General features: G+C 58.9%; 12 protein-coding genes. All 12 read right to left on the reverse strand.

Going from position 1 to position 11,628, the window contains the following annotated elements:
* Window positions 1-146: 146 nt before the first annotated feature.
* Window positions 147-1,334 carry an ATP phosphoribosyltransferase regulatory subunit gene (locus Q8K05_RS03885; RefSeq protein WP_305245209.1) on the reverse strand — a complete coding sequence of 396 codons (1,188 nt, stop codon included), beginning with the start codon at window positions 1,332-1,334 and terminating at the stop codon, window positions 147-149.
* A 129-nt stretch (window positions 1,335-1,463) separates the two neighbouring features.
* A complete protein-coding gene (locus Q8K05_RS03890; RefSeq protein WP_305245219.1) occupies window positions 1,464-1,604 on the reverse strand; it encodes a DUF2065 family protein in 141 nt (46 codons plus the stop codon).
* Window positions 1,605-1,610: 6 nt separating this feature from the next.
* Window positions 1,611-2,513 carry a protease modulator HflC gene (hflC, locus tag Q8K05_RS03895; protein ID WP_305245210.1) on the reverse strand — a complete coding sequence of 301 codons (903 nt, stop codon included), beginning with the start codon at window positions 2,511-2,513 and terminating at the stop codon, window positions 1,611-1,613.
* Between the two features lie 11 nt (window positions 2,514-2,524).
* On the reverse strand, window positions 2,525-3,946 hold the full coding sequence (gene hflK, locus Q8K05_RS03900) for an FtsH protease activity modulator HflK (RefSeq protein WP_305245211.1): 1,422 nt from the start codon (window positions 3,944-3,946) through the stop codon (window positions 2,525-2,527).
* A gap of 110 nt (window positions 3,947-4,056) precedes the next feature.
* Window positions 4,057-5,187, reverse strand: coding sequence for a GTPase HflX (gene hflX, locus Q8K05_RS03905; RefSeq protein ID WP_305245212.1), 1,131 nt, complete (start codon window positions 5,185-5,187; stop codon window positions 4,057-4,059).
* 17 nt (window positions 5,188-5,204) lie between these two features.
* Window positions 5,205-5,474, reverse strand: a complete 270-nt coding sequence (gene hfq, locus Q8K05_RS03910; RefSeq protein ID WP_305245213.1) for an RNA chaperone Hfq — start codon at window positions 5,472-5,474, stop codon at window positions 5,205-5,207.
* Between the two features lie 56 nt (window positions 5,475-5,530).
* Window positions 5,531-6,868 (reverse strand): ribosome biogenesis GTPase Der, encoded by a 1,338-nt coding sequence (gene der / locus Q8K05_RS03915; RefSeq protein WP_305245214.1) that lies wholly within the window; start codon window positions 6,866-6,868, stop codon window positions 5,531-5,533.
* Between the two features lie 25 nt (window positions 6,869-6,893).
* Entirely contained in the window at window positions 6,894-8,039 is a 1,146-nt protein-coding gene (gene bamB / locus Q8K05_RS03920) for an outer membrane protein assembly factor BamB (protein ID WP_305245215.1), read from the reverse strand.
* Window positions 8,036-8,731, reverse strand: a complete 696-nt coding sequence (locus Q8K05_RS03925; RefSeq protein WP_305245216.1) for a tetratricopeptide repeat protein — start codon at window positions 8,729-8,731, stop codon at window positions 8,036-8,038. The genes bamB and Q8K05_RS03925 overlap by 4 nt, the downstream gene beginning before the upstream one ends.
* A 97-nt stretch (window positions 8,732-8,828) precedes the next feature.
* Window positions 8,829-10,187, reverse strand: coding sequence for a histidine--tRNA ligase (hisS, locus tag Q8K05_RS03930; protein WP_305245217.1), 1,359 nt, complete (start codon window positions 10,185-10,187; stop codon window positions 8,829-8,831).
* Window positions 10,188-10,200: 13 nt separating this feature from the next.
* Window positions 10,201-11,475 (reverse strand): flavodoxin-dependent (E)-4-hydroxy-3-methylbut-2-enyl-diphosphate synthase, encoded by a 1,275-nt coding sequence (ispG, locus tag Q8K05_RS03935; protein WP_305245218.1) that lies wholly within the window; start codon window positions 11,473-11,475, stop codon window positions 10,201-10,203.
* The gene (locus Q8K05_RS03940) at window positions 11,475-11,627 is read right to left on the reverse strand and encodes a RodZ domain-containing protein (protein WP_370868767.1); all 153 of its coding nucleotides are present in this window, start codon (window positions 11,625-11,627) and stop codon (window positions 11,475-11,477) included. The genes ispG and Q8K05_RS03940 overlap by 1 nt, the downstream gene beginning before the upstream one ends.
* Window position 11,628: the final 1 nt, after the last annotated feature.

Here is an 11,628-nt window from a genome sequence, read left to right on the forward strand (position 1 = left end):
CGTCGCCCCACTGGGTGCCCACGACCACAACATTGCGGCCAGCGGCTGCGCTTGATTTGTTTGTCATCTTCAATTTTCTCGTTAGGATTCGATGGGATAAAGCCGACTTGGCGCCGGGCTCTTCTTGGTGCTTTTTGTCAGGATTTTCATGCCGCTTGCGTCAAGGGCTGAAGTACCCAGTGCCCCGCAGCCGCTATCAACTCGCGGTCGCAGTCAAACTCACTGAGCTCATGCTCGTGTCCGGGCAGCACACAAACGACAGTCTCGCCGTTGGCGCGCAGGCGGGCGATGGCGGCGCGCAGTCCGGCATCCTCGCCCCAAGGCGCGCAAATGGCGGCCCGCAAGGGCCGGGGTGGCAGCACGCGGACGAGCTCCTTCAAATCCAGGCTGAAACCTGCGGCCGGCCGGTTGCGGCCAAACACGGCACCCACCTCGTCGTAACGGCCGCCACGCGCCAGCTCGGCACCCTGGCCGTAGATGGCAAAGCCGATACCGCTGTAATAGGCGTAGCCGCGCAGGTCGGCCAGATCAAAGCTGACCTTGACATCCCCCCGATGCGAGATGTGGGAGGCCAGCCACTTCAGATTTTGTAGCGAATCCTGCACACCCGGCAGGGGCGGCAGGACTTTTTCGGCCTCAACCAGGACTTGCTCGTCACCGTAAAGCTGCAGCAAGGCTTTCAGGCCTTCTCGCGCGGCCAAAGAAATGCCGCCATCCAGACTGGCGGTGAGGCTGTGGAGTTCACTGGCATCCTTGGCCGCGAGCGCGGCGTGAATAAGCGCCATGGTCGAGGCACTGATGCGCGCGCCGGCAAGCAGGCTGTTGACGATGCGAACATCCGCCATGTCGACCGACAATTCAGTCACACCGGCCGCTCTCAGGCCCTCTAACGCGAGCGACTGCGCTTCAAGATCGGCTTCAAGCCCGGCATGGCCGTAAATTTCTGCGCCAAACTGCAAAGGCTCCCGAGTGGCATGCGGACGTTCGGCGCGGGTATGCAGAACGGGCCCGCAGTAGCACAGACGGGCCACACCGCTGCGGTTGAGCAGGTGTGCATCAATGCGGGCGACCTGGGGCGTCGTGTCGGCACGCAAGCCCAGGGTACGCCCTGACAACTGGTCCACCAGTTTGAAGGTCTGCAAATCCAGCGCTTCGCCCGTCCCTGTGAGCAAGGACTCCAAATGCTCCAGCAAAGGCGGCATGACCAGCTCATAGCCGTAGCTGCGCGCCGTATCCAGAAAAAGACGGCGCAGCTCTTCGATGTGACGCGCCTCTGAAGGCAGGACATCGGCAATTTGATCGGGCAATTGCCATGATGATGACCAGGCGGGCATTGTGATTTTCTCGGAGGCTGTTAAAAGACGGATTTTACCGGGCTTGGAGCCGCTTTTTGACCCGGTCGCATCAGCAGAGGGAAGTCAGACGCAAATTCAGGCGCCAGACTTGGCCTGTGTGCGCCAGTGTCAGAAAAAACGAAACGCCCCGTCGCTCAGGCGAAGCATCTGTTCAAACATCCGTCTCCATCCCGCAGGTGAGAAGAACGACAACACCCCAACAAACCGGAGTATCCGAGCCAGTGCTGGCCAGAAGGTGGTGCCGTTCAGGGACGTTTATTTTTTTGCAGGCGCCGTGGCGCTGCCGCCGGAGCCGCGCATGGCCTTGAAAAAGTCGGATGACTGATCAATCACCATCACGTCGCTTTTCTTGCCAAAACTCGCCTTGTAGGCATCGAGGCTGCGATAGAACTGCGCAAATTGCGGATCCCGGCCAAACGATTCGGCATAGGTACGGGCCGCCTCGGCATCGCCCTCACCCTTGATCTTCTGGGCGTCCCGGTAGGCATTGGCAATGGTCACTTCGCGCTGCCTGTCGGCATCTGCACGGATTTTTTCACCTTCGGCGGCACCCGTCGATCGCAACTCGTTGGCCACCCGTTTGCGCTCGGCCTCCATGCGGCGGTAAACCGATTCGGTGATGGCCTCCACATAGTCGACACGGGTGATGCGCACATCAATCACATCGACGCCCCAAGGCTTGGCGCCACGGACTACCTGCAGTACTTCGGCTTTCACGTCGGCCATGAGCGCCTCGCGCTTGAGCGACAGCAGGTCTTTCACGGTGCGCTTGTTGATCTCTTCCTGAAAGGCGTTGCGGACCACCCGATTGAGCTGGTTGGCGCCGGCACGCTCGTCCAGGCCCACGTTACGAATGTATTCAGACGGATTGGAAATGCGCCAGCGCACATACCAGTCGATGACAACGCGCTGCTTTTCGGCCGTCAGCATGGGTTCTGCGTCAGTGCTGTCCAGCGTCAGCAGGCGCTTGTCAATATAAGAAACGTTCTGGAATGGCGGAGGCAACTTGAAATTGAGGCCCGGTTCGGTGATTACTTCCTTGATCTGGCCCAATGCGTACACCACGCCAAACTGCCGCTGATCAACCACAAACAGCGTAGAACTCAGCAGCGCCAGGGCCACCAGGAACGAAGAAACGATAAGTCCAACTCTATTCACTTTTTTCTTCCTTAGCGGGTTTCACGGTCGCGTGTGCGGGATGCATCACGCACACGGGCATCAAGAGGTAAGCTACTGGCAGGCTGGGACGGCACAGTTCCGGAAGACACTGCACCGCTGCCCGGGATCACCGATGAATCGGCACCCGCCGCCCCGCCACCCTGCGCGGACATCTGCATGATTTTATCAATCGGCAGGTACAGCAAGTTGGAGCCCTGGCGTGATTCCACCAGCACCTTGGTCACGTTGGTGTAGACCTGCTGCATGGCGTCGGTGTACATGCGGTCACGCGTGACCTGCGGCGCTTTCTGGTACTCGACCAATACCGAGCGGAAACGTTGCGCATCACCTTCCGCCTGCGCCACGATACGCGCCTTGTAGGCATCAGATTCCTCTTTCAGGCGCGAAGCCGAACCCACCGCACGCGGAATTACATCATTGGCGTAAGCCTGGGCATCGTTCTTGGCGCGCTCACGCTCCTGACCCGCCTTGAGCACATCATCAAATGCCGCCTGCACCTGCTCGGGCGGGCGCACACCGCTTTGTTGAAGATTGATGGCCACGACTTCCACGCCAACCTTGTAGCGGTCCAGGATGGTCTGCATGAGCACGCGAACACGTGGCCCGATCTGGTCGCGCTCCTCGGCCAGCGCCATGTCCATCTTCATTTTCCCGACCACCTCACGCACGGCAGTTTCTGCCGCCTGGACCACCGCGCTCGCGGGATCCTTGCTCTCAAACAGGTAGGCACGCGCATCGCTCAGACGGTATTGAACGGCAAACTTGATCTCGACGATGTTCTCGTCTTCGGTGAGCATGGCCGAATCGCGCAGGCCGGTCGCCTTGATCACGACATCACGGCCCACGTCGACCGAGCGAATCTGGGTCACCACCACAATTTCGTGGCGCTGTACCGGATAGGGCAGACGCCAGTTAAAACCGGCACCGACCGTCGATTGGTACTTGCCGAACTGGGTAATCACAGCCTGCTGGCCCTCTTGGACAATGAAGAAGCCCGTACCCAGCCAGATCAGCCCAACCACACCGGCGATCAGCCCAACACCGATGCCCGCGCTTTTCATGTCAGGCTGGAATCCGCCACCGCTGCCGCCGCCTCCGACGCCGCCCCAGTTAGGACCTTGACCCCCGCCTTTTTTGCCCCCCCCAAACAGGCCGCCCAGCTTGCGGTTGAAATCACGCCAGAGTTCGTCCAGATCAGGTGGCCCCTGATTAGGGCCCTGGCCCTGGGGACGATTGACCTGCCTTGGCGGCTGCTTTTCCTCGCGAGGCTCTTCTGGCTTGGATTCCCCGGACGACGATTTGTCATCGTCCCGGCCCCAGCGCGGATCATTGAGGTTAAACATGCCTTGGGCGCGTTGTTTCAGCTGGCTTGGCAAGGCCGTCAACGTCTGCAGCACGGGATTCAGATTCATGGGATCAAACTCACTTTTTTTGATACAGTATTTTTTCAGTACCGCGCCATTGTGCCTAATGAAATTGTTACACCAGGCACCGCAGGCAACGCCCTCTGTTATTTGGGGATTTACCCTGCCAGCAAACTCGTCGCATGGGTGGATAGAAGCGCACGCAATTGCGGCAGTCCCTCCCCCGTCTGAGCGCTCACAAATACCCGCTCCACGCTTCGGCTTGAGCCATCCAATGCCCCCCTCAATTCGAACCTGTCACACAGCTGCAAAGGCAGGCTGCCTTTGTCGATGGCATCGAGTTTGTTGAACACCAGAATCTGCGGCACCTCAGCAGCGCCAATCTCGGCGAGGACGCGCTGAACTTGCTCAATTTGCTCCAGATAGTCAGGGTTCGAGCCATCGACAACATGCAGCAGCAGATCCGCATCAACCGCTTCCTGCAGCGTGGCTGCGAATGCATCGATCAGCCCGTGCGGCAAATCCCGGATAAAACCCACCGTGTCAGAGAGCGAAACGGAGCGGGCAGCCTCACCAAGGTAAAGTTGTCTTGTCGTGGTGTCAAGCGTGGCAAACAGCTGATCGGCCGCATAAGCACGGGCCTTTACCAATGCATTGAATAACGTTGATTTCCCCGCATTGGTGTAGCCAACCAGTGAAATCGTGAACGAATTGCGCCGCTCCCGCTGTTTGCGCTGCGTTTGTCGCTGCTTCTTGACTTTACCCAGGCGCTCTTTGGTCCGCTTGATGGCTTCGCCAATCATGCGTTTATCGAGTTCAATCTGCTTCTCGCCAGGACCGCCACGCACACCTGCGCCCCCGGTTTGACGTTCAAGGTGCGACCAGCGGCGCACCAGACGGGTTGACATGTACTGGAGCCGAGCCAACTCGACCTGCAGCTTGCCTTCGTGGCTGCGCGCCCGCTGACCAAAAATCTCCAGTATCAGCAAGGTCCGGTCATTGACGGGAAGCTCCAGGTGGCGCTCCAGGTTGCGTTGCTGCGCCGGGCTGAGCGACTGATCGAAAAGCACCTCGGTGGCCCCCGTGTCAAGAGCCAGCATTTTGATCTCGTCGGCTTTTCCAGTACCGATGAACAACGCTGCATCGGGTGCCTTGCGTTTGCATGTCACGCGGGCAACCGGTTCCAGACCCGCGGTCTGCGCCAGTAAGCCCAGCTCCTGCAGATCGCCATCGAAATTCGGAAAACCCAAGTCCACCCCCACCAGCAGGGCAAGCGGGCGTGATTTCACAGGTACATCGTACGAGCTCAGTTTAAAGGACTTTCTTCAGTCTCGCCGGTTGAAAAACTCACCGCGCGACCAGGAACAATGGTGGAAATCGCATGCTTGTAGACCATTTGGGTCACCGTGTTGCGAAGCAAAACCACATACTGGTCAAAAGACTCGATCTGGCCCTGCAATTTAATCCCATTGACGAGATAAATGGAAACAGGAACATGCTCGCGACGTAATGTGTTGAGAAATGGATCCTGCAATAGTTGACTTTTGTTAGTACTCACGATATTTTCCGTGTTCAAAAGTTAAGAGACCTTGACCTTACCACAGCCCATCTATACAGCCTGTGGTCCTCGGTCTATTCCTTGCCAGAAAAGGGATTCTGCGAGGTTTTCATCTGGATGCGCAGCGGCGTGCCAACCAAGTCGAACTCCTTGCGAAACCGCCCTTCGAGGAAGCGCTTGTACGCCTCGGTGACATGTTCCAGCGAGTTGCCGTGAATGATGATGATGGGTGGATTCATGCCGCCCTGATGCGCATAACGCATCTTGGGCCGGAAGATTCCCGAACGCTGGGGTTGCTGAAACTGCACGGCTTCCAGCAGCAGGCGTGTCAGCACTGGCGTGGACATCTTGCGGTTGGCCGATGCGTGCGCCTGAACAATGGATTTCCACACGGGGGCCAGGCCTTGGCGCTTGGTGGCCGATATCCGATGAATCGCCGCGAATTTCAGGAAACCCAAACGGGTTTCAATCGAGCGCTCCAGGAGTTCACGCTGGTAAGCATCTACCGCATCTGACTTGTTGATGGCCAACACCACCGCCCGGCCACTTTCAAGAATGTAGCCCGCGATATGCGCGTCCTGATCCGTCACGCCTTGCGTCGCGTCCAACAGCAGCAGGACCACGTTCGCGCTTTCAATCGCCTGCAAGGTCTTGACCACGGAAAACTTCTCGATCGCCTCGAAAACCTTGCCCTTGCGACGCAACCCGGCCGTATCAATCAACTCGAACTTTTGCCCGGCATGCTCGAAAGGGACTGAAATCGCATCGCGGGTGGTGCCGGGCAAATCAAAGGCTACCAGCCGCTCTTCTCCCAGCCAGGTATTGATCAGCGTGGACTTGCCCACGTTGGGGCGACCCGCAACCGCCAGTTTGATGACAGAAGGGTCTTGGGGCTCAACTTCGTCGCCGGGGTCTGGCAACTGAAGGGGAGCCAGCGCCAGATCCACCAGCATGCGCATGCCTTGCCCATGGGATGCGGACACTGGCAACACCTCACCCAAGCCAAGTTCAAAAAATTCGGAAAACCGACCGCCCTCCGTCATGCCCTCCGCCTTGTTCGCCGTCAGCACCGTCGGTTTGCCAAGCTTGCGCAGGTACTTGGCGATGTCATGGTCCTGGGCGCTGATACCGGCTCGGGCATCCACCACAAAGACAACGACGTCAGCTTCCGCGACCGCTTGCCGGGTCTGCTTGGCCATTTCCTTGTAAATGCCGCTGATGGCATCAGGCTCGAAACCACCGGTGTCGATGACGATGTACTCGTGGAGTCCCAGATTGCCAATGCCGTAATGACGGTCCCGTGTCAACCCGGCAAAATCGGCCACGATCGCATCCCGCGTCTTGGTCAGCCGGTTAAAAATTGTCGATTTGCCCACGTTCGGGCGGCCGACTAACGCAATTACAGGTTTCATCAATTAGGTTTCTGGTGAGGCGCGCTTATTCAGGCTTGAAGCCGTAAACGCCGCCGTTGTGGGTAACCGCAATAAGCGTATTTCCCGCGAGTACAGGGGATGCAGAGATGGCAGATCCGTCGGTTGGCAAGCGGTTGAGCAGCGAGCCGTCTTCACGCGACAACAGGTGAATAAAACCGGTGAAATCACCGATAGCGATCGAGCGCCCGGCCACCAGCGGTGCCGTCAGACTCCGGTAGCGCAAGCGATCTGTCGACCAGACCCGCTCGCCGTCGCTGCGTCGCCAGGCCATGACCGTCCCGTCGGCTTCGGTACCGAACAGCAAGCGGTCATCACCGTCTATGCCTTGAATGCCGCTGGCGGGCTTGGCCCAGAGCAAGCTGCCGCGAACGGCGTCAACGCAGCCTATGCTGGACTGAAAAGCCCGCGCGCACACTGTATCGCCGACCCGGCTGACCCGGCCGACCAGGTCAACCAGCCGCTCCACATCGTTGACTCCGCGTGGTGAGGCAATCGGGGCCTCCCATCGAATACTGCCGCTGGACGGGTTGAAACCCGCCAGTCGGCCGGACAGGCCCACCACCAGGGTATCACCGACAGCCAGCATCACGCCAGACTGACGCAGCACCAACGGTTCATTGGGACGCTGCTGAGCCCACAGCTTGCGGCCCGTCTGCCCGTCAAAAGCATTGACGGAGCGATCGGCTGCCAGCACGAACACCCGGGCCCCGGCAACCAAAGGCGCGGTAAAGGCCTGGGCGCCAAGTTTCTGACGCCAAAGTTCACGGCCGTCCTGCAGCGCGACGACTTCGTTGCCTTTCGTCACCACCGCCACAACTTTTCCGTCACTCCCGGCGCCTGCAGCGATCGGCGTGTTGAGGGCCGTGCGCCAGATGTCTCGACCCGTAGCGGCTTCCAGCAAGGCTACGGTTCCGTCGCCACTCGCAACTGCCACGCTATTACCGGAAACCGTCACTTCCAGCGGAAAATTCACGGGCCCAATGCGGGTATTCCAGCTTTGACGGGCCGATACCAAGGCCGCCGCAGGCTGCAGTTCTGCAGGTTGGGGCTTGCTCACGCCACCGAAGCAGCCGCTCAAAACCGCTGCAATAAAAATAGCAACTGGTGCACGAACAGCAAGGGTTAGAGGCCTGAAAGACTGATTATTCATTTATTTGCCCCAGCCGTGGATGCTGCAGCTGTCAACTGGGCCTGGCCTGCAGTGGGGTCAACGCCCAGCGCATTGAGTTTGACCTCCACCAGGCGTCGGTACTCGACGCGCTCGTCAAGGCCTTTGTAGGCTTTTTCATATTCCGCCGTGGCTTCACTCTTTTTTCCTTGGGCCGCCAGGATGTCACCGCGCCGGTCAGCTGCAAGCGCAGCAAAATCCTTCGGAAAGTTACCGGAGACTTGCTGCAAGGCCTCGTCATAAGCCTTCTTGTCCAGCAAGAGTCCGGCAAGGCGCAATTTGGCAATGGCCTGATAGCCTTCGTCCGAAGATTTCTCTGCGACCCAATTCAACGCAGCGCGGGAAGCCTCTACATTACCTTTGTCGTAATGGGCCCTGGCTGCCAGCAGACCCGCTTGCTGGGCGTACGTGGTGCGACCGAAACGGTCTTTCATGTCAGCCAGTGAGCGGTCAACCCTTGCCGAGTCGCCCGACTGCAAGGCACGCTCAACCTCCTCATACATCACGGCCGCCTGCGCGGCCTGATTCCGCTGCCAATACTGGTAGCCGTTCCAGGCAGCAAAGGCGCTTAATACCGCAATCAGGGACCATGTAATGAGGTTGCCGTACTGCTTCCAGAAGTGCTTGAGCTCGTCAAGCTGTTCCTGTTCTTCCAAATCGAGGTGTTTTGCCATAAAAATTCTGCTGGTTCTGCCCGATAACGGCGCGAATTGAGTTGGGTTGATTGTAGAGGGCGCTAACGAGCGCTTGGGCGGGTGCTCGAGTGCCGACTTAAGCGCGCAGGCTCTGAGCCCACGCGTCCACATCGTTCAGCGGCTGGAGCATTTGGACCTGCGCCCCCTCAAGCGCTCCACCCCGCAAAGGTTTGACGGCAACGCTGCCCTGGGCCAGTTCAGTGGCGCCAAAAATCAGCGCATACTTTGCACCGCTGCCATCGGCCCGCTTGAATTGCGATTTCATGCTGCCCATGCCATCGGCGCTGGCGCCGGCATGCATTTGCACACTCACCCCCGCTGCACGCAAAGCCTGCAGCGTTTGCAAAACGACCGGCAAGGCTGACGCATCGGGAATCACCGCATAGGCATCTGGTACCGGGACTGGAATCGACTTGCCCTGCTCCTTGATGAGCTCCAGCACACGCTCGACCCCCAAGGCCCATCCCACAGCGGGTGCCGCTTTGCCCCCCATCTGCTCAATCAGGTAGTCATAGCGGCCACCGGCGCAAATGGTGCCTTGTGCGCCCAGCCGATCGGTCACAAATTCGAATACCGTGAGGTTGTAGTAGTCGAGCCCGCGTACCAGGCGGTGGTTGAGCGTCCAGGAAATGTGGTTGGCGTCGAGAATGGCTTTGAGACCCTCAAAATGCGCCAGCGACTGGGGGCCCAGAAAGTCGATCAGTCGGGGCGCGCTTTCAACCACAGCCTTCATGGCTGGATTTTTGGTATCCAGAATACGCAGCGGGTTGCTGTGCAGCCGCCTGCGCGCTTCCTCGTCCAGTGCATCTGCATGCTGTTCGAAATGGGCGATAAGTTGAGCACGGTGCTGGGCACGCTCGTCGGGCTGGCCCAGGCTGTTGATTTCGAGACGCCAATCGGTGAGGCCCAACTCCTTCCACAGCGCGGCTGCGAGCAAAATAAGCTCCGCATCCACCTCGGGACCGGCAAAGCCCAGCGCTTCGGCACCAATTTGGTGAAACTGGCGGTAACGGCCACGCTGCGGGCGTTCACGGCGAAACATGGGCCCCATGTAATAGAGACGCTTGCCACCGTCATAAAGCAAATTATGTTCAGTCACCGCACGCACCACACTGGCGGTATTTTCGGGCCGCATGGTCAGGTGATCGTGATCGCCATGCTTGTCCGAACGGTCTTCGAAGGAATACATTTCCTTTTCGACGATGTCGGTGACCTCGCCAATGCCCCGCACAAACAGCTGGGTGTGCTCCAAAATGGGCGTACGGATGTTGCGGTAGGCATAGCGCTCCATCAGGAAGCGTACCTTGCCCTCAAGCCATTCCCATCGTGCCGAGTCCGGCGGCAAAATGTCGTTCATGCCTTTGACAGCAGTCAGTTTTTCCGCTTTGGACGAAGGCAGTTTCTCTGCCTGGCTGGCAGTCATTTTTTCAAACATGGATTCGTCAGTATTAGGCGACTTCAGCAGCAGTCTGCGTGCCAAAGCGTTTTTCAATGTAGTTTTCAACGATGACCTGAAACTCCTGGGCAATGTTCTCGCCGCGCAAGGTCAGTCTTTTTTCGCCATCAATAAACACCGGTGCAACCGGTGCTTCACCGGAGCCAGGCAGGCTGATGCCAATGTCGGCATGCTTGCTTTCACCCGGACCATTGACGATGCAACCCATCACAGCGACCTTGAGGCCTTCAACGCCCGGATATTGCTCACGCCAGACCGGCATCTGGGCACGCAGAAAGTCGTCGATCTGCTTGGCCAGTTCCTGAAAGGTGGTGCTTGTCGTGCGTCCACACCCGGGGCACGCCGTGACGCTGGGTACAAAGTTGCGCAAGCCCAGTGCCTGGAGAATTTCGGAAGCGACCACCACCTCCTGGGTACGGGCCTCACCGGGCTGGGGTGTCAGTGACACGCGAATGGTATCGCCAATGCCTTCCTGCAACAAGATGGACAGCGCCGTTGCAGAGGCCACCGTCCCCTTGGTTCCCATGCCGGCCTCGGTCAGGCCAAGGTGAAGCGCGTAATCGCTGCGTTTGGCCAACTCGCGGTAAACCGACAGCAAGTCCTGAACGCCGCTGACCTTGCAAGACAGGATGATCTGGTTGCGCTGCATGCCCATTTCCTCGGCACGCTGGGCGGAATCGATCGCCGAGGTGATCAGCGCTTCGTACATGACCTGTTTTGCGTCCCAGGGCGTGGCGCGCTTGCTGTTGTCGTCCATCAAGCTGGCCAGCAACTCCTGGTCAAGACTGCCCCAGTTCACCCCAATGCGCACGGGTTTGTTCCATCGCATGGCGACGTCAATCATCTGGCCGAACTGCCTGTCGTGTTTGTTGCCCTTGCCCACATTGCCGGGGTTGATCCGGTATTTGGACAACGCTTCGGCACAGGCGGGGTAATCGGTCAACAAGCGGTGGCCGTTGTAATGAAAGTCGCCAATCAACGGCACATCAATGCCCATGCGGTCCAGTTGCTCACGCACGTAGGGCACGGCCTCAGCCGCCTCGGGTGTATTGACCGTGATGCGTACCATTTCGGAGCCCGCCACCGCCAGCTCCTTGACCTGAATGGCGGTGCCTATCGCATCCACCGTGTCGGTGTTGGTCATGGACTGAACACGGACCGGCGCATCGCCACCCACAGTCACAATGCGGGAAGCCCAGGCGACCTGAACCTGAGTGGAGCGTCGCGCTTTTGGAAAAGCCGACTCTATGGGAAGACAGACCTGCACTATTTCACCTTGAATCGGGCTACGTTATCTCTGGAGACTGCGGCCAGATCAAAAGCCTTGCCGTGTACCTGAACCTGTGTTGCATCAGCCTTGCCGACCACGGCGGCCAGCGGCAACACACCGGAAGCCTCGGCGACATCACCGCGGGCCAGG

Source organism: Polaromonas sp., from assembly GCF_030682935.1.
Classification (GTDB): Bacteria; Pseudomonadota; Gammaproteobacteria; order Burkholderiales; family Burkholderiaceae_C; genus Polaromonas.

Excerpts from the sequence above, each read along its gene's own strand:
- Q8K05_RS03885 (WP_305245209.1), bottom strand. The coding sequence starts at position 1,334 with ATGCCCGCCTGGTCATCATCATGGCAATTGCCCGATCAAATTGCCGAT.
- hflK (WP_305245211.1), bottom strand. The coding sequence starts at position 3,946 with ATGAATCTGAATCCCGTGCTGCAGACGTTGACGGCCTTGCCAAGCCAG.
- der (WP_305245214.1), bottom strand. The coding sequence starts at position 6,868 with ATGAAACCTGTAATTGCGTTAGTCGGCCGCCCGAACGTGGGCAAATCG.
- bamB (WP_305245215.1), bottom strand. The coding sequence starts at position 8,039 with ATGAATAATCAGTCTTTCAGGCCTCTAACCCTTGCTGTTCGTGCACCA.
- Q8K05_RS03925 (WP_305245216.1), bottom strand. The coding sequence starts at position 8,731 with ATGGCAAAACACCTCGATTTGGAAGAACAGGAACAGCTTGACGAGCTC.
- hisS (WP_305245217.1), bottom strand. The coding sequence starts at position 10,187 with ATGTTTGAAAAAATGACTGCCAGCCAGGCAGAGAAACTGCCTTCGTCC.